Raw genomic sequence first — 24,647 nt, 5'->3', positions numbered from 1 at the left:
CGGACGCTACCTGTGCGGTGCACGCACCATGGCAGGCTGGCCGCCATGCGCTACGTCATCATCGGAGCAGGAGCGGTCGGCGGTGCCGTCGGCGGGCGGCTGGCCGGGGCGGGGCACGAGGTCGTGCTCGTCGCCCGGGGCGCCCAGTACGAGGCGCTGCGCGCGCACGGGCTGCGGCTGGTCACACCGGACGGGACGCACACGTACCGCCTGCCGACCGTCGACGGACCCGCCGGACTCGGAGAACTGCGCGCCGACGACGTACTCGTCCTCGCGGTCAAGACGCAGGACAGCGAGGCCGCTCTGGCGGCCTGGGGGCCGGTGCCCGTCGAGGGTGGCGGTACGGCGGCCGAACGGCTGCCGTTGCTGTGCGCGCAGAACGGCGTGGAGAGCCCGCGACTCGCGCTGCGCCGCTTCCGGCGGGTGTACGGCGTCTGCGTCTGGCTCCCCGCGGCCTACGAGGAACCCGGCATCGTCTCCGCCCCGGGCGCCCCCCTCACCGGCATCCTCTTCCTCGGCCGCTACCCGCACGGCACCGACGACACGGTCCGCCGGATCGGCGCCGACCTGGAGAAGGCGGAGTTCGAGGCCCCGGTCGTACCGGACGTGGCACGCTGGCAGTACGCCAAGCTGCTCACCAACCTGGGCAACGCCATCCGGGCGCTCAGCGGTGCGGCGGACAGCGAGGAGAGCGAGCGGCTGCGCCAACGGGTGTACGCCGAGGGCGAGTCGGTGCTCGCGGCGGCCGGGATCCCGTACGCGAGTGCCGCGGAGACGAAGGCCAGGCGCGGCGACAGGATCACTCTGCTGCCGCTGCCCGGCACCGAGCCCGGCGGCGGCTCCACCTGGCAGTCCCTGAGCCGGGGCACCGGCACGGTCGAGACCGACTACCTCAACGGCGAGATCGCGTTCCTGGGACGCCTGCACGGCGTACCGACACCCCTGAACGAACTGCTGCAACGACTGGCCGACACGTTCGCACGGGAACGGCGGCCGGCGGGGTCGCTGCCGTCGGCGGAACTCGTACGGCTCGCGGACGAGGCACTGTCCGACCGGCCGTCGGCGGCCGACGGGCGGGACCCGGAGGAGTGACCACCCGAACTCAGGCTGCCCGCACGGCGATTCGGGCGAGCCGGGACAACACCTACGCGCTCACCGGGGCCCGCCCCGGCAACGGCACCCGCGCCGCCGCCTCCGCGTAGCGCCGCAGCAGCAGCCGGGCCACCTCGGGTGCCGGTCCAAGGACGTCCGCGAGTACGTCCGCCCGGGCCGCGCCCCGCGCGATGCGGTCGGGGAGGAAGCCGGGGGCGAGGACGTAGGGCGCGACGGCGACCCGCTCGCAGCCCAGCTCCCGCAACTCCCGTACGGCGTCCTCGGTCCGGGGAAGGGACGCGGAGGCGAACGCAGGCCGCACGGCGCACCAACCGGTGTGCCGCCACTCCCGCGCGATGTCAGCGATCACTGCGATCGCCTCCGGGTCGGTGGACCCCGCCGAGGCCAGCACGACCCCGGTCGAGGACTTGTCGGCGGGCGTCAACCCCGCCTCGTACAGGCGCCGTTCGAGCGCCGAGAGGAGCAGCGGGGACGGGCCCAGCACATCCGCCTGACGGATGTTCAGCCGCCCCGGAGCCTCCCGCAGGACCGCCGGGATGTCCGCCTTGGCATGGAAGGCGCGGGTCAGGAGGAGGGGGAGGGCGACCACGTCACGGACGCCCTCCGCCGCCAGGGACTCCAGCACCCCTTGTACGGAAGGGATGTTGAAGTCCAGGAAGCCGGTCTCCACGCGCAGCCCCGGCCGCAGCGACCGTACGCGCCGCACGAGGGCGTGCACGGTCGCCGCGTGCCGCGGGTCGCGGCTGCCGTGGGCGACGACCACGAGGACGGGGCGGACCGGCTGCTTGTGCATGGGCTCAGCTCGCCACCAGGAGACCGCGGCTGCGCAGCACCCGTCGTTCCAGCGGGCTGAAGATGAGCAGGTCGACGGCGATACCGACGAAGAGGATCAGGAAGATCGCCTCGAAGATCATCGGCATGGAGCTGGCGTTGCGGCCGTTCTCCAGCAGCGCGCCCAGACCGATGCCCAGGTCGGGCGAGGAGGCGATGATCTCCGCCGCCATCAGCGAGCGCCAGGAGAACGCCCAGCCCTGCTTCAGACCGGCCAGATAGCCCGGCAGCGAGGCGGGCAGGACGATGTGCCAGGCGCCCTTCCAGCCGGTCGCGCCCATCGTGCGGCCCGCCCGCAGGAACAGCGGCGGCACCTGGTCGATGCCGGAGACCAGGCCGTTGGCGATGGACGGGACCGCGCCGAGCAGGATCACCGCGTACATCATCGAGTTGTTCAGACCCAGCCACAGGACCGCCGGCGGCACCCAGGCCACCGACGGCAGCGACTGGAGACCCGACAGGACCGGTCCGATCGCCGCCCGGACGAACTTCACCCGGGCCACGACCAGACCCAGCGGGGTCCCGATCGCCAGCGCCAGCAGGAAGCCGAGCAGACCGCGCTCGACACTGGTCCAGATGTAGCCGAGGAGCTTGCCCTCCAGCCAGGCGTCCTTGAACTCGGCCGCCACGTCCCCGGGCGAGGGCAGCTTGGTCGGGTCGCTGACGACGTTGAAGGTGATCAGTGCCTGCCAGACCAGCAGCACCACGCCGGTTGCGACGAGCGGCGGAAGGATCTTGGCGCGGAAGGTCACCGAGAAGGGCGTGCGCGTGGTGGCCACGTTCTCCAGGGCGTCCAGACCGGCCTCCAGGCCGCCGGTCTGCTGGTTGCTGTCGGACCGGTCCTGGGTGTCCGTCGGGCCCGACTTCGTGTCACTGCTGGCCATGACGGCGGATCTCCCCACGCAGTTGTTCGGTGATCTCGATGGACAGTTCGGCCACGGGGGCGTCCTCGATGCGGCGCGGCTGCGGGATGTCGACCGTCCACTCGTGCGCCACCCGGCCCGGCCGGGACGACAGCAGGACGACGCGCTGCGCGAGCCGTACCGCCTCCCGCACGTTGTGCGTGACGAACAGGACGGAGACGCCCGTCTCGGCCCAGATCCGGGTCAGCTCGTCGTGCAGGACGTCACGCGTGATCGCGTCGAGCGCCGCGAACGGCTCGTCCATCAGCAGGAGTCGGCTCTCCTGCGCCAGCGCCCGGGCCAGTGCGACCCGCTGGCGCATACCGCCGGACAGCTCGTGCACCCGCTTGTCGTACGAGCCCTGCAACCGGACGAGGGCGAGCAGCTCGTCGGCGCGCCCGCGCCGCTCGTTCTTCGGAACTCCCCCCAGTTTCAAGGCGAGTTCGATGTTCCTGCCCGCGGTCAGCCACGGGAAGAGGGCGTGCTCCTGGAACATCAGGGCAGGACGCCCGTCGGTCCTGATGCTGCCGGCGCTCGGGTCGTCGAGACCGGCGACGAGGTTGAGCAGTGTGGACTTGCCGCAGCCCGAGGCCCCCAGGAGGGTGACGAACTCACCCGGTGCGACATCGAGCGTGATGTCGTCGAGGACGAGTTGCTGCCCGGCGGGCCCGGCGAAGGACTTCGATACGTGCTCGATTCGGGCGGCGTACTCGACTGACTCGGCCTGTTCGGCCTTGGCGATCGCGGTGGCCATGGTCGTCACCTCCTGGGAGCTCTCGGGGATCGGGACTACTGGACGCCGAGACCGGCGTCGTCGACCGGGCTCTCGCCCGCGGCCTTCAGGACGTTGTTGAGAGGCGTGAGGTCGTAGATGCCCTTGAGCAGCGGGTCCTCCAGCAGACCGGCCTTGACCGCGTGCTCCGCCTCGGAGTTGAGGGTGGAGGCCAGCGGGTCGTTGGTGAACTGGATGGACTTCCACGCCGGGTCGATGACCTCGGGCTTCAGCGCCTTGCCGGAGTCGATCGCGAGCTGCGCGTTGGCAGCGGCCTTCGCCGCGTCGGAGTTGGCGTTGATCCACTTGTTGGTGTCGACGGAGGCCTTCAGGACCGCCTCGACGGCCTTCGGGTGCTCCTTGAGGAATTTCTGCGACACGATGATGTTCGTGATCACGAACTTCTTGTCCGGCCACAGGTCCGCCTCGTCGAGCAGCACCTTGGCGCCCTCGGCGACCAGCTTGGACGCGGTCGGCTCCGGCACCCAGGCGCCGTCGATGGAGCCGGACTTGTAGGCGTCGGGGGTGACCTTGTTGTCGGTGCGGACGACCGACACGTCGCCCTTGCCGCTCTCCGCGTCGACCTTCCAGCCCTGGTCGGCGATCCAGTTGAGGAACGCCACGTCCTGGGTGTTGCCCAGCTGCGGGGTGGCGATCTTCTTGCCCTTGACGTCCTTGACGGACTTGATCTTCTTCGGGTTGACGACGAGCTTCACACCACCGGACGCCGAACCGCCGATGATGCGGAGGTTGGTGCCCTTGGACTTGGTGTAGCCGTTGATCGCCGGGGAGGGGCCGATCCAGCCGATGTCGATGGAGCCCGAGTTGAGGGCCTCGATCTCGGAGGGGCCGGCGTTGAAGACCTGGTACTTCGCTTCCGTGGCGCCGAGCGCCTTCTGGAAGTAGCCCTTGTTCACAGCGACCAGCGCGGTGCCGTGCGTCAGGTTGCCGAAGTAACCGATCTTGACGGAGCCGAGCCCGTCGACCTTCTGGGCACCGGCGGCGACCTTCGCCTTGGAGCTGTCGTCCGTCGATTCCGACCCGTAACCGCAGGCGGCGAGCGTCAGAAGGGGGAGCACGGCCACTGCGGCGAGGCTGCGGCGGAGGAGGGCGATGGGGGTGCCCCCATTCGAGCGAAGTCGAGAAAGGGGGAGGTTGGCAGGCACGGGAGGGTTTCCTCTCGGAGGCCCGGCGGTCACGCCCTCAGGTCGTGGCCGGGAGGTCGGCAGGTCTTCGTCGATGTCGGGACGTCCGGTGGGGGGACAGGGCGCGCAGGCGGTGCGCGTACGTCAGCACGCACATCGCGCCACCCCGCCCTGCCCGCTGCCGAGGACGCCGCTGCCGACGCGGCCGCCCTCCTTCGCGAACGTGGAGTAGAAATCGGTGGATCTCATGTCAGAAGTCCCACCCGTCGTCCTCGGTGGTGTCCTTGACGGGCTCCGGGGACGCGAACGACTCGCCGACCATGCCCGCGGTGAGCGTGGTGCCGTCGTTCGGGTCGATCAGGATGAACGAACCGGTGCGCCGGGAGTCGGCGTACGAGTCGACGGGCAGCGGCTCCGCGGTGCGGATCTTCACGCGGCCGATGTCGTTGGCGACGAGCTGTCCCGGGTGCGGGTGCAGGGACAGGTCGTCGAGCGTGAGACGGGACGGGATGTCCTTGACGATCGCCTTGACCGTGCGGGTGCCGTGCTTGAGGAGCACCCGGTGGCCGACCGTCAGCGGTGCGTCGGCGACATGGCACACGGTCGCCTCGACGTCCTGCGTGGTCGGCGGCGCGTCCTTGCTGGGCACGATCAGGTCGCCGCGCGAGATGTCGATGTCGTCCTCCAGCAGGACGGTCACCGACTGCGTGGTGTACGCGATGTCGACCGGCACGCCGAGCAGGTCGATACCGGCGATCTTCGACGCGTGGCCGGACGGCAGGACCGTCACGGACTCGCCGACGCGGAAGGAACCGGCGGCGATCTGGCCCGCGTAACCCCGGTAGTCGGGGTGTTCGGCGGTCTGCGGCCGGATCACGTACTGCACGGGGAGGCGGGCGTGGCAGTGGCTCAGGTCGTGGGCGACCGGGACCGTCTCCAGGTGCTCCAGGAAGGTCGGCCCGCCGTACCAGTCCATGTTCGCGGACGGGTCCACCACGTTGTCGCCGGCCAGCGCCGAGATCGGGATCGTGGTGATCTCCGGGACGCCCAGCTCCAGCGCGTACGCCGTGAACTCCTCGGCGATGGCGGCGAACACGGACTCCTGGTAGCCGACCAGGTCCATCTTGTTGACCGCGAGGACCACGTGCGGGACACGCAGCAGCGCCGCGAGGGCGGCGTGCCGCCGGGTCTGCTCGACGACGCCGTTGCGGGCGTCGATCAGGATCACCGTCAGCTCGGCCGTGGAGGCACCCGTCACCATGTTGCGGGTGTACTGCACGTGGCCGGGCGTGTCGGCGAGGATGAACCGGCGCTTCGGGGTGGCGAAGTAGCGGTACGCCACGTCGATCGTGATGCCCTGCTCGCGCTCGGCGCGCAGGCCGTCGGTGAGCAGGGCGAGGTCGGGGGCCTCCTGGCCGCGGCTCGCCGAGGCGCGCTCGACGGCCTCCAACTGATCGGTGAGGATCGACTTGGAGTCGTGCAGCAGCCGCCCCACGAGGGTGGACTTGCCGTCGTCGACGGAACCGGCGGTGGCGAACCGCAGGAGCGTGGTCTCGGAGAGTTCCGTGGTCGTGCTCATGGCTAGAAGTACCCCTCGCGCTTGCGGTCTTCCATCGCGGCCTCGGACATCTTGTCGTCGGCGCGGGTGGCGCCCCGCTCGGTCAGCCGGGAGGCGGCGATCTCCGCGATCACGTCGGCCAGCGTGCTCGCGTCCGAGTCGACGGCTCCGGTGCAGGACATGTCGCCGACCGTGCGGTAGCGGACCTGCCGCTTCTCGACGGTCTCGTCCGCCCTGGGCCCGCCCCACTCACCGGCGGTCAGCCACATCCCGGCCCGCTGGAACACCTCACGCTCGTGCGCGAAGTAGATGTCCGGCAGCTCGATGCCCTCGCGGGCGATGTACTGCCAGACATCCAGCTCGGTCCAGTTGCTCAAGGGGAACACCCGGACGTGCTCGCCGGGCGCGTGCCGCCCGTTGTACAGATTCCACAGCTCGGGGCGCTGGCGGCGGGGGTCCCACTGGGAGAACTCGTCCCGCAGCGAGAACACGCGTTCCTTCGCCCGGGCCTTCTCCTCGTCGCGTCGGCCGCCGCCGAAGACGGCGTCGAACTTCTCCGCCTGGATCTTCTCGGTCAGCGGCAGCGTCTGGAGCGGGTTGCGGGTCCCGTCCGGACGCTCCTTCAGCACTCCGCGGTCGATGTACTCCTGCACGGAGGCGACGTGCAGCCGCAGCCCATGAGCCGCCACCGCCCGGTCGCGGTACTCCAGGACCTCGGGGAAGTTGTGCCCGGTGTCGACGTGCAGCAGCGAGAAGGGGATCGCCGCCGGCGCGAACGCCTTCAGGGCCAGGTGCAGCATGACGATGGAGTCCTTGCCACCGGAGAACAGGATCACCGGCCGCTCGAACTCACCCGCCACCTCACGGAAGATGTGCACCGCCTCGGACTCAAGGGCGTCCAGGTGGGAGAGGGTGTACGGGGCGTCGGTCGGGCCCCCGTGCACCTTGACAACGGGCGTCGTCATGCCAGTCCCCTCTCGGTGAGCAGCGCGTGGACGGCCGCCGCGGACTCCTGGACGGTCTGGTCCTGCGACTCGATCCGCAGATCCGGCGTCTCGGGCTCCTCGTAGGGGTCGTCGACCCCGGTGAGCCCGGTCAGCTCGCCCGCCGCCTGCTTGGCGTACAGACCCTTCACATCGCGTACGGAGCACACCTCGACCGGGGTCGCCACATGCACCTCGACGTACGCCGTGCCGCTCTCCTGGTGCCGCTTGCGCACGGCCTCGCGGCTGTCCGCGTACGGCGCGATCACCGGGACCAGCGTCTTCACGCCGTTACGGGCGAGCAGTTCGGCGAGGAAGCCGATGCGCTGCACGTTCGTGTGCCGGTCCTCGCGGCTGAAGCCGAGGCCCGCCGAGATGAACTCACGGATCTCGTCGCCGTCCAGCACCTCGACGAGGTGGCCCTCCTCGCGCAGCCGGCCGGCCAGTTCGTACGCGATGGTGGTCTTGCCGGCGCTCGGCAGACCCGTGAGCCATACGGTGGCTCCGGTCGTCACTGGTATCTCCTGGTCCTCGGGGGTCGCGGTCTCGGTCTGGGGCATCAGCCGTGCAGCCCGCACTCGGTCTTGCCGCGGCCCGCCCAGCGGCCGGCGCGCGCGTCCTCGCCCTCCAGCACCCGGCGGGTGCAGGGCGCGCAGCCGACGGACGCGTAGCCGTCCATCAGCAGCGGGTTGGTCAGTACGCCGTGTTCGGCGACGTACGCGTCCACGTCGTCCTGCGTCCAGCGGGCGATCGGGGAGACCTTGACCTTCTGCCGCTTCTCGTCCCAGCCGACGACCGGGGTGTTCGCCCGGGTCGGGGACTCGTCGCGGCGCAGGCCGGTCGCCCAGGCCGCGTACCCCTTGAGGCCGCGTTCCAGGGGCTCGACCTTGCGCAGCTTGCAGCACAGGTCCGGGTCGCGGTCGTGCAGCTTCGGCCCGTACTCGGCGTCCTGCTCGGCGACCGTCTGGACCGGGGTGAGGGTCAGGACGCGGACGTCCATCACGGCCTCGACCGCGTCGCGGGTGCCGATGGTCTCGGGGAAGTGGTAGCCGGTGTCGAGGAACACCACGTCGACGCCGGGCATGGCACGGGACGCGAGGTGGGCGACCACCGCGTCCTCCATGGAGGAGGTCACGCAGAATTTTTTACCAAAGGTGGCTGTGGCCCACCTGAGGATCTCCAGCGCGGAGGCGTCCTCCAGGTCACGTCCCGCCTGCTCGGCGAGTGCCTTCAGGTCGTCCGTCGTACGGTCTTGCTGAACCGTCGTCATTTGTCGTCCCCTCCGGTTTCCCGGTGCTGAAGTCCGCGGGCGAGGAGCCCAAGGAACTTCAACTGGAAGGCTCGGTTGCAGGCTCCGCATTCCCAGGCGCCGTGGCCCTGGTCGTTCGGGCGCAGGTCCTCGTCGCCGCAGTAGGGGCAGTAGAAGGGGGCGGCGCGCTCGCTCACGACAGTGCCTCCTCGGAGGCGCGGGCCGCCCATGTGGCGAACCGCTCGCCGTCCTCGCGCTCCGCCTGGAAGTTCTTCAGCACACGCTCGACGTAGTCCGGCAGCTCGTCCGAAGTCACCTTCAGACCACGGACCTTGCGGCCGAAACCGGCCTCCAGACCGAGGGCGCCGCCCAGGTGGACCTGGAAGCCCTCGACCTGCTCGCCCGCGTCGTTCAGGACCAACTGGCCCTTGAGGCCGATGTCCGCGACCTGGATACGGGCGCAGGCGTTCGGGCAGCCGTTGATGTTGATGGTGATCGGCTCGTCGAACTCCGGGATACGGCGCTCCAGTTCGTCGATCAGGGAGGCGCCGCGCGCCTTCGTCTCGACGATCGCGAGCTTGCAGTACTCGATGCCGGTGCAGGCCATCGTGCCGCGCCGGAACGGGGACGGCCTGACGGTCAGGTCGAGCGCCTCCAGGCCCTCGACGAGCGAGTCGATCCGTGACTCCTCGACATCGAGCACGATCATCTTCTGCTCGACGGTGGTGCTGAGGCGGCCCGAGCCGTGGGCCTCGGCCAGTTCGGCGATCTTCGTGAGGATCGTGCCGTCCACGCGGCCCACACGCGGGGCGAAACCGACGTAGAAGCGGCCGTCCTTCTGGCGGTGCACACCGACGTGGTCGCGCCAGCGCTCGACGGGCTGGGCCGGGGCCGGGCCGTCGGTCAGCTTGCGCTTCAGGTAGTCGTCCTCCAGGACCTGGCGGAACTTCTCCACGCCCCAGTCGGCGAGCAGGAACTTCAGGCGGGCGCGGGTGCGCAGCCGCCGGTAGCCGTGGTCGCGGAAGATCGAGATGACGCCCTCGTAGACGTCCGGGACCTCGTCCAGCGGGACCCAGGCACCCAGGCGCTGGCCGATCTTCGGGTTGGTGGACAGGCCGCCGCCGACCCACACGTCGAAACCGGGGCCGTGCTCGGGGTGCTCCACACCGACGAACGCGATGTCGTTGATCTCGTGCGCCACGTCGAGCAGCGGCGAGCCGGAGATCGCCGACTTGAACTTGCGGGGCAGGTTCGAGAAGTCCTTGTTGCCGATGATCCGGCGCTGGATCACCTCGATGGCGGGCGTGCCGTCGATGATCTCGTCCTCGGCGATCCCGGCGACCGGCGAACCGAGGATGACGCGCGGTGTGTCACCGCAGGCCTCGGTGGTGGACAGGCCGACGGCTTCGAGGCGGTTCCAGATCTCGGGGACGTCCTCGATGCGGATCCAGTGGTACTGGACGTTCTGCCGGTCCGTGAGGTCGGCCGTGCCGCGCGCGAACTCCTGCGAGATCTCGCCGATGACCCGCAGCTGGGCGGTGGTGAGCCGGCCGCCGTCGATCCGGACGCGCAGCATGAAGTACTTGTCGTCCAGCTCCTCCGGCTCCAGGATCGCGGTCTTGCCGCCGTCGATCCCGGGCTTGCGCTGGGTGTACAGGCCCCACCAGCGCATCCGGCCGCGCAGATCGTTGGGGTCGATCGAGTCGAAGCCCCGCTTGGAGTAGATCGTCTCAATGCGTGTCCGCACATTGAGACCGTCGTCGTCCTTCTTGAACTGCTCGTTCCCGTTGAGGGGGGTGAAGTGTCCGGCGGCCCACTGACCCTCACCACGGTGACGGCTCACCTTGCGGCGGGGCGCGGCGGCAGGGTTCTGCGGGGTGGCGGCCATGGTTCTACGTCCTCCGGGACAGCAGCGGGAAGGGGCCGGTGCGAAGCGCCGTCGATGAGGGGCGGCGGTCGGGTGGCGGGTGGGCGGCTCTTACCTGCGCTTACGGGCGCATGGTCAGACCCGCGCGGCTCTGCGCGGGCTGAGGCAAAGGGGAGAGGATCGGCGGTGCTGAGGGCTCTTCAGCTCGCCGGACAGATGGCGCTGGACATGCGGCCGAGGTCGACGTGCCGCCGACTCACCAAGGCAATCCCAGTTCCAGACATGACGGAAGCGTGTCACGGCGATCTGGACACAGTCCAGCATTGTCCGTCATTCGGACACCCTTGTCTCGTACAGCGAGACGAGGGTGTCATCGATCACATGGCACGCTCACGACAGGTCGAACGCCTGCCGGCAGACCGCTCCTGAGCAGGTCAGATACGGTGCGCCCCCGGCCAGGGGCCGGGTGCGGAGACCTCCGCCTCCTCCTCGACCCTGGTGTCGAAGAGGGCGAAGCCGCGACGCAGATAGTTGTCCATCGCGTGCTCCCCGTCCTTGCTGCATGTATGCAGCCAGACCCGCTTCGTCGGCGTCAGCCCCGGCCACCGTTCTCCGAGGTCCCAGGCCCGGGCGGCCCCGTACGACAGCAGGTGCCCGCCGATCCGGCGGCCCCGGAAGGCGGGGATCAGCCCGAAGTAGACGATCTCCACGGCCCCGTCGTCCTGGGGCTCGAACTCCACGTACCCGGCCGGGGTGCCCCGGTCGTAGGCGACCCAGGTTTCCACGCCCGGGCGCTCCAGATACTCCTGCCAGCGGGCGTATGTCCAGGCCAGCCGGTCGGTCCAGCGGATGTCGCCGCCGACGGAGGCGTACAGGAAGCGGCTGAACTCGGGGGAGGGTACTTCGGCGCGGACGACGACGACGTCCCCGTCGGGCCCGGCTGCGGGCAGCAGGTCGGTCGGCGCGGTCTGTTCCAGGGACCAGGTGGTCACGGCGATGTTGCTCATGACAGCCAGGGAAACACGGTCCGCCCGCCGCGGATCCGTCGGGGGCTCGTCCCACGGTTCCCCGCCGCCCTGCCGGGGCGCTCGCACGCCCCGGTTTCCCGGCGGTTTCCGGAATCTGTGGGCGCTATTTCAGGGACCCCGTGATCGACGACAGCGGTACGGCGTACAGGACCCGCTCCGGGACCGGTGCCCCGAGCCATCCGGACCGTTCGTCCGCCGCCGACTCGGTCAGTGACCAGACCTCCCCGGTGCCCTCCCAGTAGGAGAGGGACTCGGCCTGTTCGCCCCAACAGCGGCGGGACTCGCCGTCGGCGCCGCAGCGGGCGGCCTTCGCGCCCTCCGCGTCGAGCCGCCACAGGGTGCCGTGCCGGTCCTTGACGGCGGGGGCGAGACCGACGTACCAGTCCGCCTTCTCGTCGCCCGCCGACCGGTAGGACAGCACGCCCTGGATGCCGGTGGCCTTCGTCGAGTAGGCCTCCACCGCGTTCACCCGGCCCAGGGCGTTGGCGGCCAGGAGGCCGGAGCGGTCGCCCGCGCGGCTGAACGGGTAGCGCCACAGGCGGCTGCGCTGGTCGGCGCCGGCCGCGAACGACTCGCTCGCGACCAGGCTGTCGGGCGTGGAACTGCGGTCCAGCGAGAGGGAACCGAAACAGGGGGTGCGGTCGTCGGCCGCCGGGTCGCACGCGCCACCGGTCAGGCTGTACGAGGCGACCGCCGGCATGACGTAGCCGTACCCGTGCGCCGACCAGCCGCCGGGCACCCGGCCGACCGCCGGGCTGTCGACCGAGGCGCGCTGGATGCGGTTCATGTCGTAGACGTACAGGGACTTGCGGTCGGTGTCCTCGGCGGAGGCGGTGACCAGCAGTTTGTCCTGGTACCAGACCATGCCGGAGATCGAGGACTCCAGCTTGCGGTAGTCCGAGCCGTCCTCCGTCGGGACGACCAGGAGCACCCAGCGGTACGTCATGGCGGACAGGTCGTTCGCGTCGATGACGGCGATCCGCGCGAGACCCCGGGAGACCTCGGGCTCGTCCGGCTTGGCGTCGTTGTGCGTCCAGCCGGAGAGGATCACCCGGTTGGCACCCCAGCGGCCGTCCTCGTCCGCGTCGCCGGAGGTGGTCACGGACTGCGGCAGCCAGCGCTGACTGGCCGAGTCGGCCTCGTCCCAGCAGTACGCGTGGGTGGCCGTCGGGGCGACGGGCAGTGCCCCGGTCTCGGTGGGGGCACACTCGGCCGCGCCGCGCAGCGTGCGGTTGGTGTGCTCCAGCACCGTGCTCACACCCACCGTGCCGCCCATGGAGGTGGCCAGCCGGTCGAGCGAACTCTTCGAAGCCAGGTGCTCCTTGAGCTGGAAGTCCGTCAGTTCGGCGGCGGACGTGATCGACCTCAGGGGTCCCGGGTTGTCGCTGCTCACGGCCTGGGAGGCGCTGACGATGGTGGCCGCGGCGGTCAGAGCGAGGGCGGTTCCGGCGAGAACGCCGCGCAGCGCTCTGCCCCTTCTCTGCCTGCGGTGTCTGCCGCGATACGTCATTCATCCTCCCGAGGCAGGCCAACTGCGGCTCGCGTTCCGTAGGTTGAACCGGAGTCGCAGTGTGGGGGGCCGTGGGATGGATGGTACGTCAGGGGGCGCCAGGCCTGGTCGAATACGCCGGAATCCTTACCCCTGTGTTGCATCCGGGGATCGTTCGAGCACGTCTTCTCACCCCGCTGTCACGTCCGGTCACCGTGCGTCTCCCGCCGGCCGTCCCGCGGGCACCGCGCCCCGCGCCTGCGCCACGGACGCCGCCGTCGAGTGGGGCAGCAGATCGCGGAGGTCGTCCGGGAGGAGGACGGTCACCTCCGCGTCCTCGCTGAAGCGGTACGGGCGGTGGTCGAGGAACGCCCCGAGATACCGCCGTATCCGCGACATCTCCGCGCGCACGGTCACCGTGCGGACCGGGTCCCCGAACAAGTCGTCGGCCAGGGCCGCCGCGCTGCGGCCGGTGGGGTGCAGGGCCAGGAGGTAGAGCAACTCGGCGTGCCGGGGACTCAGTTCGTGGGTCCAGGATCCCGCGGGGCCCGACACCGCCACCGAACAGCGGCGCGGTCCGCGCAGGTCCAGGACGATCCGCGAGGCGCCGCGCGGCTCCGGCTCGGCGGCGACGCGGATCAGCCAGCCGCCGGCCAGCGGCTCCACCGCGCACAGTCCCAGCACCGGCAGCCAACTGCTGCCCGGCGACAACGACTTGGGCAGGGCCACACGATTCGTGTACGGCAGGCCGGTGACCGCGGCCGTCCAGCCGTCCCGGTCCACCACCAGGGCCCGCCCGCCGAGCCGCGCCAGCACCGGCGCCGCCACCGCGCGCAGCCGCTCCAGCGACTGGTGGTGCCGCTCCCGCAGCCGCGCCTCGGCGAGCTTGGCGACCGAGTCGACCCAGGCGAGCGTGGCGGGGTGCACGGTCTCCAGCGGTCCGCTGACATCCACCACGCCGATCAGCCTGCCGTCACGGGGGTCCAGGATGGGGGCGCCGGTGCACGTCCAGGTGGCGAGCGACCGGACGAAGTGCTCGGAGGCGAAGACCTGCACGGGGCGCCGGGCGACCACCGGGGTGCCCACGCCGTTGGTGCCGACGACCTCCTCGGCCCAGTCGGCGCCGGGCTCGATCCCGAACCGGTCGGCCCTGCGCAGCACGGGCGTACTGCCCTCGCGCCACAGCACCCGGCCGTCCTCGTCCGCGACGAGCATGATGTGCTGGGCGGCGTCCGCCACCGACAACAGCCCCTGCCGCAGCACCGGGAGGACATGCCGCAGCCGGGAGGTCTCGCGCCTCCGCTCCAGATCCTCGTGGGTCAGCAGCCCCGTCCGGACGCCGTGGTCGGGGTCGACGCCGCTGCGCAGCATGCGGTCCCAGGACTGGCCGATCACCGCGCGGGGCGCCTGGAGCGGTCGCTGCCCGGTGAGGCGGGCCGCGCGTACGTCACTGAGCACCCGCGCCGCCTGCGCCGCGTCCCGGGCGGCGAGTCGTGTGACGTCCATCGGCGCATTCGCCACTGTGTCCTCCCGGCCCGTATTGACTCGATGTCTCATGGTGCCGCCCCGGGGGAGCGGAGGGCCACAGTCCGTACACAGACGCCAACAAGTTGCAACCCCCTGCAACCCTGGTGAACCGCCCTGCGGTGTTTGAAACTTGGGCGACGCCGCCAGTGCGGTGTCCGTGCTCCCGATCGATGCGGGGCAAGTGGGCGGGGGTGGTGCCGTGTCGGCGCAGCACCACCCCCGCCACATGAGCGGCCGAGCGGCTAGGCGACCGGCCGGGCCCGCTCCACGACCGACGCCAGATCCAGGGTGTGCGGGAGGGTGCCGAAGGCGTTGCCCCAGTCGCCGCCCAGACGTGAGGCGCAGAACGCGTCGGCGGTCTCCGGGGGCGCGAACCGGACCAGCAGCGAGCCCTGGAGCACCAGCGCGATCCGCTCGACCAGCCGCCGCGCCCGGCCCTCGATGCCGTCCAGGTCGGCGAGTTCGGTCAGCAGGTCCTTGATGGCGCCGTCCAGCCGGTGGTCCGCTCCGCGCGCCTTCCCGACCTCCTGGAGGAACGCGTTGAGCGCGGCGGGCTCCCGCTGGATCGCCCGCAGCACATCCAGCGTCTGCACGTTCCCGGCGCCCTCCCAGATCGAGTTGAGCGGCGACTCGCGCAGCAGCCGGGGCATGCCCGACTCCTCGACATAGCCGTTGCCGCCCAGGCACTCGGACGCCTCCGTCACCAGCGGGGTGCAGCGCTTGGTCACCCAGTACTTGGCGGCCGGCAACGCGAGCCGCAGGAACGCCCGTTCCTGCTCGCCGCCGTCGTCATGGGCGGCGGCGAGCCGCAGCGCGAGCGTCGTCGCCGCCTCCGACTCCAGGGCCAGATCGGCCAGCACGTTGCGCATCAGCGGCTTGTCGACGAGCTTCCCGCCGAAGGCCTCGCGGTACGTGCAGTGGTGTACCGCCTGGGCGACCGCCTGCCGCATCAGCGCGGCGGCACCGAGCACACAGTCGAGCCGGGTCGCCGAGACCATCTCGATGATGGTGCGCACCCCGCGCCCCTCGTCCCCGACCCGGCGCACCCACGTCCCGTCGAACTCGACCTCGGCGGAGGCGTTGGACCGGTTGCCCAGCTTGTCCTTGAGCCGCTGGATCCGGAACTCGTTGCGCGTGCCGTCCGCCAGCACGCGCGGCAGCAGGAAGCAGGTCACCCCGCCGGGGGCCTGCGCCAGCACCAGGAAGCCGTCCGACATGGGCGCCGAGCAGAACCACTTGTGGCCCGTCAGCTCGTACGTCCCGTCCTCCGCGAGCGGCCTCGCGACGGTCGTGTTGGCCCGTACGTCGCTGCCGCCCTGTTTCTCCGTCATGCCCATCCCGAAGAGCACGCCGGCCTTGCGGTCCGCCGGCCCGAGCCCCTCCTCGTAGACGGTGGACGTCAGCCGGGGCTCCCACTCGGCGGCCAGCGCCGGGTCGGTGCGCAGCGCGGGCACCGCCGCGTGGGTCATCGACAGCGGGCAGCCGTGGCCCGCCTCGGCCTGCGACCACACCACGAACCCCGCGGCCCGCCGCACATGCCCGCCCGGCCGGGTCCAGGCCGCCGTCAGCCCGGCCGAGACACCCTTGCCGAGGAGCCGGTGCCAGGCCGGATGGAACTCCACCTCGTCGATCCGGTTGCCGTACCGGTCGTGCGTCCGCAGCTTCGGGGGGTTCTCGTTGGCGAGTGCTCCCCACTCCTGCACCTGCGCGGAACCGGCGGACCGGCCCAGCCCGGAGAGGTCGTCCCGGGCTTCGTCCAGAAGCCCGGGGTCCAGATGCCGCTCGACGGCCGCGACCAGCGCCTTGTCGGCGGTGAACACGTCATATCCGACCAGGGGCGGCACCTGGTTGGTCACGCTGTGGGTGCTGGCTGCCATAGAGGGAACCTACCGCCTGCAGGCGCCGGTCACCCCTGCTGCCGGAAGCCGCGGACGAACACGGCCGCCGCCGCGCGGCACCCCGTGACGTGGCCGCCGGTCAGGCCGGCCGGGAGAGTGCCGCCAGTTCGTCGGAGGCCAGGGACGCCAGGTTCTGGCCGGCGGCCTGCTCGCCCTGGAGGGCCTCCAGCCAGCCGGGGTGGTACACGGTGTCGAGGTAGCGCTCGCCGAGATCCGGCGCGATCGCCACCGCCGTGAGGTCGCGGCCGTCGTGCCGCGCCAGCCACTGGGTCGCCCCGCTGATCACCGTGCCCGTGGACCCGCCGAACAGGAAGCCCCGGGAGGCCAGCCGGCGGCAGACGCGCACCGCGTCCGGTTCCTCGACGTGGATCACCTCGTCGAGGTACGACTCGTCGAGCAGCGGCGGCCGTACGCTCGTGCCCAGGCCCGGGATCATCCGGGGTCCGGGCGGACCGCCGAAGGTGACCGAGCCGACGGCGTCCACGGCGACGATCCGCACCCGCCGGTTCCACTGCCAGAACCAGCGCGCGCAGCCCATCAGCGTGCCGGTGGTGCCGGCGCCGACGAACAGGACGTCGAGGCCCGGGAACCGGCGGGCGATGGCAGGTGCCGTCGTACGGTAGTGCGCCCGCCAATTCCCCTGGTTGGTGTACTGGTTGAGCCAGACATACCGCTCGTCGGAGGCGCACAGCGCGCGGACGTACCCGATCCGGGCGCCCAGGAAACCGCCGTGCAGGTCGGGCCGGTCGATGACGTGCACCCGGCTGCCCAGCGCCTCCATCGTGCGGATCGCCTGCGCGTTGCAGCGCGAGTCGGTCACGCACAGGAACCGGTAGCCCCGGCCCGCCGCGAGCACACTGAGCGCGACGCCCAGGTTGCCCGACGAGGACTCCACGAGCACGGATCCCGGCCGTAGCCTGCCGTCCCGTTCGGCGGCCGTCACCATCTCGTAGGCGGCCTTCATCTTGATCGAACCGGCGAAGTTGAAGCCCTCGCACTTCAGGAAGAGGGGGAGGCCCACGGTGGCCCGGAGGTCGACGTAGAGCTCATCCTCGTTGAAGTCCGACGGCTGCGAAATGACTGGCATGTTGTCCCCCTGTGTGTGGCGCGCCTGTGCTCGGCCCGCCTGATCTGTGGCACGGCACCCGGGTGGCCGGGCGCTGCGACCGACCCCCCTGAACGGGGGTCAGCCGTGCCGGCGCAGTTCGTGGAAGAAGCCGTCGACGACACGCAGTTCGCCTCGGCGGGCCACCTCGTCGTGGACGAACCTGCCGACGGCGAGGTCGAGCACTCCGAGGCCGAAGGGCGAGAACACCACCGTCCGGTCCACCGGCACCCTCGTGCGCCCGGTGAGCACGTCGTCCAGCGTGCCGTCGATGAACTCCCGGCCGCCGGTGAGCTGTTCGGCCAGGTGCGGGGAGGTCTCCGCCTTCAGGCAGTGCTCGACGTCGTCGACGAAGTTCGCCGAGGCGAGCAGGATCTCGGGCGCGAGGTCGCGCAACGAGACGTGCAGGACGAGCGGATGGTGGTCGAACCACGACACGTCGTGGATGTGCGGCTTCGCCGCCACGGTGGCGAACACCAGCAAGTCGCTCGCCCGCACGAGCTGTTCGGCGCTGTGGTGGATGGTGACCTTGCCGACGCCGTCGGACCGCTCCAGGTAGCCCCGGAAGCCGGCCGCGCTGTCGGGGGACAGGTCGAACACGCCTGTCTCGTCGAACTCCCAGCCGGTGGCGGCCAGATAGGTGTGGATGTAGCGGGCGATGAGCCCGGTGCCGACGAAGCCGACCCGCGTGGGCCTGGCGCGTCCCCGGCTCAGCCGGTCGGCGGCCAGCGCGGCCGAGGCGGCCGTACGGGAGGCGCTGATGATGGAGCTCTCCAGGCAGGCGAACGGATAGCCCGTGTCGTGGTCGTTGAGGATCAGCACGGCCGACGCCCGCGGAATCCCGGCCGCCACGTTCTCCGGGAAGCTGGAGACCCACTTCAGCCCGTCCACGCGCACGTCCCCGCCGATCGACGCGGGCAGCGCGATGATCCGGGACGACGGCCGGTCCGGGAACCGCAGGAAGTACGAGGGCGGGTTCACCGAGTCCCCGGCCCCGTGCAGCCGGTACACCGCCTCGACCAGGCCGACGACGTCCGGCTCCCGGCCCTGGAGGGCCTGTTGGACCTGCTCGCCGGAGACGACCGAGAACGGCGGGACGGTGACAGGGTTCGTGGTCATGAGGCTGTCCCTTCGGTGGAGCCGGTGGAGCCGGTGGAGCCGGTGGAGCCGGTGGAGTCGGCGGAGTCGGTGCGGCGGACCGGGTCGGCGAGGGCGGCGAGGACCTCGCGCGGCCCCTCGAAGGGCTCCCGGCTGTGCGCCGTACGGATGTTGTCGACGAGCAGCAGATCGCCGCCGCGCCACGGCTCGCGCACCGTGTGCGCCGCGTACACCTCGTTGAGGGTCTGGACGACGTCCTCGCCGATCGGATCGCCGTTGCCGTAGCGGGTGTTGAAGGGGAGACCGTCGGCGCCGTACACGTCGACCAGGTACTCGTGGACCTCCGGGTCCATCGTCCACTCGTTGAGGAACGCGATCTGGTTGAACCAGCAGCGGTGGCCGGTGACCGGGTGGCGCAGCACGGCACCGCGGCGCTGGCGGGTGCGCAGGGAGCCGTCCAGCTCCCAGACGAACTCGATGGCGTGGGCCCGGCAGTACCGCTCGACCGAGGCCCGGTCGGAGGTGCCGAAGGCCTCGGCGACCGTCGCGCCTATCTCGTCGTTGAACGTCCGGGTGAGCAACCAGCCCTCCCGCTCGAAGCGCTGGACGAGTTCGGTGGGCAGCGCGTCGAGCACGGCCGCCGAGTCGGCCACCCCGGTGGCGCCGCCCTCGGCGGGCGCCTCCAGACACGCGAACATCAGCAGGCCGGGGAAGTCCAGCGCGTAGCTCAGCTCGTGGTGCATGCACATCGGCTGGTTCGGCGGCCACTTGGAGGACGAGTACACGCCGTCGGCGTACCGCCGCCGGGGCGCGAAGGCCTCCTGGTCGCCCATCAGGCCGTCGGCCAGCCGCCGCAGGACGGCGCCGGTGCCGACCGGCTCGTGCAGGCCGAGGCCGCGCACCAGCAGCGAGCCGTGCTCCGCGACGGCCGCCCGCAGCGCGTCCCGGTGGGCGCCCGCCCACTCCGCGGGGTCGGTGACGGGCGGGGTGCGCAGGGTCGGCGGTCGGCCGGGTACCAGCTCGATGCCGGGAAGTGCGGCCCGGGACAGTGGGGTTGACGTCGATGAGGCGGACGAGAGTGTCATGGTGTCGTTCCTTTCGGTGCGGCGACGGCCGTCGTCAGGCGGTGGCGGCCGGTGCGTCGAGCAGCTCGGCCAGGTCCGCGAGGACCGGGTGGCGGATGACGTCCTTGAGGGTGATCGCCCGGTTGAGGGCGATCGCGAGCCGGACCGCGGACAGCGAGGTGCCGCCACGGTCGAAGAAGTGGTCCAGACGGCCGATCCGGTCCGCCGGGACGCCGAGCACCTCCGCCCAGGCGGCGGCCAGCCGCCGCTCACCGGCGGTCTCCGGCCCCCGGACGCCCTCCACGGCACGGTCCTCGGCGGATTCGAGTTCCTCCGCGAGCGCGGTGAGCGTCCTGCGGTCGGTCTTGCCGTTGGCGGTGAGCGGCAGCCGCTCCCGCCAGTGCACGGCCGCCGGAACCATGTACGCGGGCAGCGCCTGCGCCAACCGCTCCTGTACGCCGACGAGTTCGGCGCCGGTGCAGAACGCCGCCAGCCGCGCGCCCCGCACGACCACCACGGCGCCGTCCCGGACCCCGGGCACCCGCAGCAGCGCGTTCTCGATCTCGCCGATCTCGATCCGGAACCCGCGCAGCTTCACCTGGGTGTCCCGGCGGCCGAGGAACTCCAGCCTGCCGTCGGGCAGCCAGCGCCCGTGGTCACCACTGCGGTAGAGACGCTCACCGGGCCGGTACGGGTCCAGCGTGAAGGCCGCCGCCGTGCGCTCGGGATCGTTGACGTACCCGCGCCCGACACACACCCCGGAGAACACGATCTCGCCGGGCGCCCCGAGCGGCACGGGCGCGAGGTGCTCGTCGACGACGTACACGCGTACGTTGCGCACGGGCCGGCCGAGCGGCACCCGGGGCCCGTCCGGCACCCGGTCCATCACCTCGTGGTTGGTGTCGTCCGAAGTCTCGGTCAGGCCATAGGCGTTGGCGACCTTGATGCCGGGCTGCGCGGCGAACCAGCGCTGCACCAGCTCCCGCTTCACCGCCTCCCCGGTGACCGACACACAGTGCAGGTCCGGGAGTTCGCGTGGCCGCTGCTCCAGCTCGGCCAGCACGGCTTCGAGGTACGACGGCACGATCTGGAGCACATTGACCCCGCCGTCCACGACCGTGTCCACGAACCGGGGCACGTCCAGGATCACGTCCTGCGCGACCAGCAGGGTCCGGCCGCCGACGAGCAGCGCCGACACCAGCTGCCACAGGGAGATGTCGAAGCACTGGGGAGCGGTCTGCGCGACCACCTGGCCCTCGCCGACGCCCAGATCCTCCAGCTTGGCGAGGACGTGGTTGACGAAGCCCGCGTGCTCGCACATCGCGCCCTTGGGCTCGCCGGTCGACCCGGACGTGAAGTAGATGTAGGCCAGTCGGTCCGCGCCGACACTCACCCCCAGGTCGTGGTCCGCGTGCCCCTCCGCCCCGATCTCGTCGACATACAGCCGTGGTACGTCGGTCCCCGTCCCGTCCAGCGTGGTGGTGCTGCCGTGTTCCGTGACGACGAACGCGCACTCGGCGCGGCTGAGGGTGGCGGCGATGCGCCCGGCCGGGAAGTGCGGCTCGACCGGCAGATAGACACCGCCCGCCTTGAGCACCCCGAGCACGGCGGCCATCCAGTCGAGGTTGCGCTCGGTGACCACGGCGACGACACCCTCAGGGGCCAGGCCGCGGGCCAGCAGCGCCCGACCGAGCTGGTTCGCCCGGGAGTTGAGCTCCCGGTAGGTCCACTCCGTGCCGCCCTGCACGGCCGCGACCGCGTCCGGGTGCTGCCGTACCCGCTCCTCGAACAGCTCGTGCACCCGGCGGTCCGGGAGTTCACGGTGCGGGCCCGCCAACCCGTCCAGTTGGAAGGCGAGTTCGTCTCCCGACAGCAGGCTCTGCGATTCGTGGTCGGCGTCCGGGTCGGCGGCCATCAGGGAGAGCGCGGTCAGGTGGTAGCCGGCGATCCGGGCAGCCGCGCCGGTGTCGAGGACGTCGGTGCGGTGGCGCAGGCGCAGGGTGCGCCCGCCGACGCTCAGGTGCAGCACGATGCTGTCGGCGCCGTCGTCGGCCGGCTCGCCGCCGTGCGGGTCGAGCACGGTCTCGTACGGCGGCTCGTCGGCCTCGCCCACCTCGTCGGCGAGGTCCGTCATCGCCAGCAGTTCCCGCCAGGAACCGGGGCCGACCAGCATCCGGCGGGGCACGGGCCGTCCGCCCTTCACCGCCACGTACCCGGTGGTGACCTCCCGTTCACCGGAGAGCACGGCAAGGACCTTGGCGTGCGCGGCGAGCAGCGCGGACTCGAACGAGGCCGACCTCAACAGACTGGCGTCCAAGGGGACTTCGTACTCGGCGTACACCGAGTGGCGCGGGCGCCGCGGGTTCTCGCCCGGCACCGGGCCGGGTATCCAGCGTGGGATCGTGTTCATCGGACTGCCCCCGTCGAGATCTGTGCGGTGTCTGTGGTGTCTGTGGTGTGTGCGATCCGGTCGCTCCGGCTGTTCCGGTCGACCTGTCCGGCCGGTGGGACCTGGTCGCTGCGCAGGGCCACCGCCGGGTTGCCGCCCCAGCGGGCCAGGCACGGCACCTCCTCGCCCTTCAGCAGGAAGGAGTCCGGGGCGAGTTGGGAACCGTCGCCCATCGACACGCCGTAGTGGACGAGCGCGCCGGTGCCGAGCGTGACGCCCCGGCCGAGGACGATGTGGTCGGACTTGTAGGTGCCGTCCTCCTGCGAGTGGGCCTGGATCTTGCTGTGCGCGCCGAGCGTGCAGTCGTCGCCGATCGTGGTGAGCGTGCGCTCGGTGATGGCGGCGCCGTCGTCGAAGACCCGGCGCCCGACACGGACGCCCAGCAGCCGCCACAGCAGGTTCTTGAACGGCGTCCCGTTGAACACGACGAGAAAGTCGACCGGCACCTTCCACAGCCGTTCCTGCCACCAGAAGTGCGGGTCGTAGATGGAGACCAGCCGCGGTACCAGGCGCCGGAACCGGGTGATGAGCCGTTCGACCAGCACGTAGTACCCGGCGGTGAGCACGAGCCCGAGGACCAGGGACGCGCCGACCAGCGCGCCGGCGGCGATGCCGTGCGTGCCGTACACGGCGAAGGCGGCGAAGCCGAGCACCGTCAGGAGGAAGGAGTGCAGCCAGCGGACGAACAGGAACAGGCCGATCGTGCGCAGGTTGTAGCGGTTCTTCGCGGCGAGACGCCGCCGGAACTCGTCGCCCTCACGCAGATGGTCGAAGCTGCTGTCGCGCTCCACCGACCGTGGGATCTCGAACGAAGGTGATCCCAACAGGCCGACGTTCTCCCGGAGTTCACCGTCGAGCGGCACCATGACCTTGGTCGCGAGCAGGACGTTCTCGCCGGTGCGGCCCCCGGCGGGGTAGGCGATGTGGTTGCCGAGGAAGCTGTGCGCCCCGATCGACGTCCGCGAGACGCGGAAGGACGTACCGGAGTAGTCGGTGTTCAGGACCGACAGCCCGTCGGCGACCATCGTGCCGCGGCCGACGGAGACCAGGTACGGGTTCTCGTGCTGCATCTCGGTACCGAAGTTGGAGCCGGTCTGCTCGACGTGCGAGAGGTCGTATCCGATGGCCCGCAGATAGTGGACGATGTACGAGCTGTCGCCGCACAGCCACTTGAAGAACTTGAGGTTGGTCAGACGGGCGACGGCCCGCTGCGCCGAGTAGTGCGGGCCGTACAGCGGATAGACCTGGCCGGGCCTGATCACCAGGTTCAGCAGCCGGGGGACCAGGGTCACGGTCACGGCTCCGGCGACGATCGCGGCGGCGAAGAGCGCGAGGGAGATGCCCACGGCCTCGGCGTAGAAGCGGACCGAGATCATGTCGGCCACGTCCGGATCGATCAGTACTTCGAGCCGGGGTGCCAGGTCGAGCAGCAGAAAGCTGCCACCGACCGCCAACGGCACGTACATCAGCAGGAGTTGGAGAAGACTCGCGAGTCCGTAGGCGGCCCGGCGTGCGGTGGAGCAGTGGGCCCCGGGGATCCGCACGTGGTCCACGTCCGTGGGCTGGGCGGGTGAGCCGTGCCAGCGCAGGCCCGCCGGCACCGCCTGGCCCTCGAACAGCGCCGAGGCGTGGCCGAGTTGGGAACCGTCACCCATCGACGTACCGATGTCGAGGACGGTCTTCTCGCCGACGTGGACGTTCCTGCCGAGGGTGACCGGGCCGGTCCGGACGCGTCCGGCGACGACCCGGTAGCAGAGGAAGTAGGAGTCCTTGCGGATGATCGTGCCCGCGCCGACCGTGAGGAGGTCGGTGCAGACCGGGACGGCGGGCGAGAGGATGGTGACGCCCTTGCCGATCCGCGCGCCGAGTGCCCGCAGGTAGAGCACGTACAGCGGGTTCCCGGTGAACAGGCGCATCGGGTTGGCGTTGAGCAGTGCCCTGACCGTCCAGAAGCGCAGATAGGCGAGCCCCCAGACGGGGAACTCGGCTCGCTGCCACCGGCCGACGAGCACCCACTTGGCGGCCACCGGCAGCACACACATCCCCGCGAAGGCGGCGCCGCCGAACACGACCGACCGCAGATAGACGTCGACGGCCCCCGAACCGGCGTTGATCCACTGGTAGCCCTCGACCGTGACGAGCCCGGTGAGGAAGCAGTACGCGGCGAAGATCAGCAACTGCGCCGCCCCGCACAGGACATACCGCGAGGTACTGCCGGGCACCGGGGCCTCGGCCGGCGGTGCGGCGGGTGCCTCGGCCGGGGTGTCGGTGAGCGCCGCCGCCAGACTCCGGATCGTCGGATTGCCGTACACGTCCTTCATCGACACCGACGGCAGGTCGTCCCGCTTCCTGACCCGGGCGCAGAAGTGCGCCATGACCAGGGAGTTGGCGCCGAGATCGTCGAAGAAGTGGCTGTCCAGCGGGACCTGGTCCCGCTTCACGACGCCCGCGAGCACCTCGGCGAGGATCCGCTCGGTGCCGCCCCCGGCGCCGGCCGTGAGCCCGGCCGGGTGTTCGGTCGTGTGCTTGGTCGTGTGCTCGGTCGGATCGGTCGGCGGCATGGGTGCCA

The 24,647-nt window shown here is 71.1% G+C and carries 21 protein-coding genes; 1 reads left to right on the top strand and 20 read right to left on the bottom strand.

The genetic code is table 11. From position 1 onward, the window contains the following. The first annotated feature begins 45 nt into the window (after window positions 1-45). On the top strand, window positions 46-1,092 hold the full coding sequence (locus tag OG595_RS08205) for a ketopantoate reductase family protein (RefSeq protein ID WP_329269495.1): 1,047 nt from the start codon (window positions 46-48) through the stop codon (window positions 1,090-1,092). A gap of 52 nt (window positions 1,093-1,144) precedes the next feature. On the opposite strand, the gene OG595_RS08200 is transcribed toward OG595_RS08205, so the two are convergent. The 20 genes from OG595_RS08200 to OG595_RS08105 form a co-directional block, all read right to left on the bottom strand. Further along, the gene (locus OG595_RS08200) at window positions 1,145-1,906 is read right to left on the bottom strand and encodes a sirohydrochlorin chelatase (protein ID WP_329269492.1); all 762 of its coding nucleotides are present in this window, start codon (window positions 1,904-1,906) and stop codon (window positions 1,145-1,147) included. Between the two features lie 4 nt (window positions 1,907-1,910). Next, window positions 1,911-2,828 (bottom strand): ABC transporter permease, encoded by a 918-nt coding sequence (locus tag OG595_RS08195; RefSeq protein ID WP_329269490.1) that lies wholly within the window; start codon window positions 2,826-2,828, stop codon window positions 1,911-1,913. Beyond that, complete coding sequence (locus OG595_RS08190) at window positions 2,815-3,600, bottom strand: ABC transporter ATP-binding protein (RefSeq protein WP_329269487.1); 786 nt, start codon at window positions 3,598-3,600, stop codon at window positions 2,815-2,817. The genes OG595_RS08195 and OG595_RS08190 overlap by 14 nt, the downstream gene beginning before the upstream one ends. Window positions 3,601-3,635: 35 nt before the next feature. Further along, window positions 3,636-4,733: an ABC transporter substrate-binding protein gene (locus OG595_RS08185; RefSeq protein ID WP_329282726.1), complete on the bottom strand. Its 1,098-nt coding sequence runs from the start codon at window positions 4,731-4,733 to the stop codon at window positions 3,636-3,638. A 280-nt stretch (window positions 4,734-5,013) separates the two neighbouring features. Next, window positions 5,014-6,342, bottom strand: coding sequence for a sulfate adenylyltransferase subunit 1 (locus OG595_RS08180; protein ID WP_329269484.1), 1,329 nt, complete (start codon window positions 6,340-6,342; stop codon window positions 5,014-5,016). A 2-nt stretch (window positions 6,343-6,344) separates the two neighbouring features. Further along, the gene (cysD, locus tag OG595_RS08175) at window positions 6,345-7,286 is read right to left on the bottom strand and encodes a sulfate adenylyltransferase subunit CysD (protein WP_329269482.1); all 942 of its coding nucleotides are present in this window, start codon (window positions 7,284-7,286) and stop codon (window positions 6,345-6,347) included. Next, on the bottom strand, window positions 7,283-7,864 hold the full coding sequence (gene cysC / locus OG595_RS08170; protein WP_329269480.1) for an adenylyl-sulfate kinase: 582 nt from the start codon (window positions 7,862-7,864) through the stop codon (window positions 7,283-7,285). The genes cysD and cysC overlap by 4 nt, the downstream gene beginning before the upstream one ends. Next, on the bottom strand, window positions 7,864-8,574 hold the full coding sequence (locus OG595_RS08165) for a phosphoadenylyl-sulfate reductase (RefSeq protein WP_329269478.1): 711 nt from the start codon (window positions 8,572-8,574) through the stop codon (window positions 7,864-7,866). The genes cysC and OG595_RS08165 overlap by 1 nt, the downstream gene beginning before the upstream one ends. Beyond that, window positions 8,571-8,750 carry a hypothetical protein gene (locus OG595_RS08160; RefSeq protein WP_329269475.1) on the bottom strand — a complete coding sequence of 60 codons (180 nt, stop codon included), beginning with the start codon at window positions 8,748-8,750 and terminating at the stop codon, window positions 8,571-8,573. Before OG595_RS08160 ends, OG595_RS08165 begins: the two co-directional genes overlap by 4 nt. After that, window positions 8,747-10,441, bottom strand: a complete 1,695-nt coding sequence (locus OG595_RS08155) for a nitrite/sulfite reductase (RefSeq protein ID WP_329269473.1) — start codon at window positions 10,439-10,441, stop codon at window positions 8,747-8,749. Before OG595_RS08155 ends, OG595_RS08160 begins: the two co-directional genes overlap by 4 nt. Window positions 10,442-10,620: 179 nt before the next feature. Beyond that, the gene (locus tag OG595_RS08150; protein WP_309486338.1) at window positions 10,621-10,704 is read right to left on the bottom strand and encodes a putative leader peptide; all 84 of its coding nucleotides are present in this window, start codon (window positions 10,702-10,704) and stop codon (window positions 10,621-10,623) included. Between the two features lie 150 nt (window positions 10,705-10,854). After that, window positions 10,855-11,427 carry a GNAT family N-acetyltransferase gene (locus tag OG595_RS08145; RefSeq protein WP_329269471.1) on the bottom strand — a complete coding sequence of 191 codons (573 nt, stop codon included), beginning with the start codon at window positions 11,425-11,427 and terminating at the stop codon, window positions 10,855-10,857. Between the two features lie 124 nt (window positions 11,428-11,551). Continuing rightward, the gene (locus OG595_RS08140; RefSeq protein WP_329269470.1) at window positions 11,552-12,958 is read right to left on the bottom strand and encodes a hypothetical protein; all 1,407 of its coding nucleotides are present in this window, start codon (window positions 12,956-12,958) and stop codon (window positions 11,552-11,554) included. Window positions 12,959-13,147: 189 nt separating this feature from the next. Further along, the gene (locus OG595_RS08135) at window positions 13,148-14,443 is read right to left on the bottom strand and encodes a GAF domain-containing protein (RefSeq protein ID WP_329269467.1); all 1,296 of its coding nucleotides are present in this window, start codon (window positions 14,441-14,443) and stop codon (window positions 13,148-13,150) included. Between the two features lie 263 nt (window positions 14,444-14,706). Beyond that, a complete protein-coding gene (locus tag OG595_RS08130; protein ID WP_329269464.1) occupies window positions 14,707-16,341 on the bottom strand; it encodes an acyl-CoA dehydrogenase family protein in 1,635 nt (544 codons plus the stop codon). A gap of 100 nt (window positions 16,342-16,441) precedes the next feature. Further along, window positions 16,442-17,449, bottom strand: a complete 1,008-nt coding sequence (sbnA, locus tag OG595_RS08125; RefSeq protein ID WP_329269463.1) for a 2,3-diaminopropionate biosynthesis protein SbnA — start codon at window positions 17,447-17,449, stop codon at window positions 16,442-16,444. 99 nt (window positions 17,450-17,548) lie between these two features. Continuing rightward, window positions 17,549-18,586, bottom strand: a complete 1,038-nt coding sequence (gene sbnB / locus OG595_RS08120; protein ID WP_329269461.1) for a 2,3-diaminopropionate biosynthesis protein SbnB — start codon at window positions 18,584-18,586, stop codon at window positions 17,549-17,551. Beyond that, a complete protein-coding gene (locus OG595_RS08115) occupies window positions 18,583-19,650 on the bottom strand; it encodes a TauD/TfdA family dioxygenase (protein WP_329269458.1) in 1,068 nt (355 codons plus the stop codon). Before OG595_RS08115 ends, sbnB begins: the two co-directional genes overlap by 4 nt. A 34-nt stretch (window positions 19,651-19,684) precedes the next feature. Continuing rightward, on the bottom strand, window positions 19,685-22,039 hold the full coding sequence (locus OG595_RS08110; RefSeq protein WP_329269456.1) for an amino acid adenylation domain-containing protein: 2,355 nt from the start codon (window positions 22,037-22,039) through the stop codon (window positions 19,685-19,687). Continuing rightward, a complete protein-coding gene (locus OG595_RS08105; RefSeq protein WP_329269454.1) occupies window positions 22,036-24,639 on the bottom strand; it encodes a Pls/PosA family non-ribosomal peptide synthetase in 2,604 nt (867 codons plus the stop codon). The genes OG595_RS08110 and OG595_RS08105 overlap by 4 nt, the downstream gene beginning before the upstream one ends. Window positions 24,640-24,647 lie beyond the last annotated feature (8 nt).

The organism is Streptomyces sp. NBC_01451 (assembly GCF_036227485.1).
In the GTDB taxonomy this organism is placed as follows: Bacteria; Actinomycetota; Actinomycetes; order Streptomycetales; family Streptomycetaceae; genus Streptomyces.
This window is presented reverse-complemented; position numbering and strand designations above follow the sequence as displayed.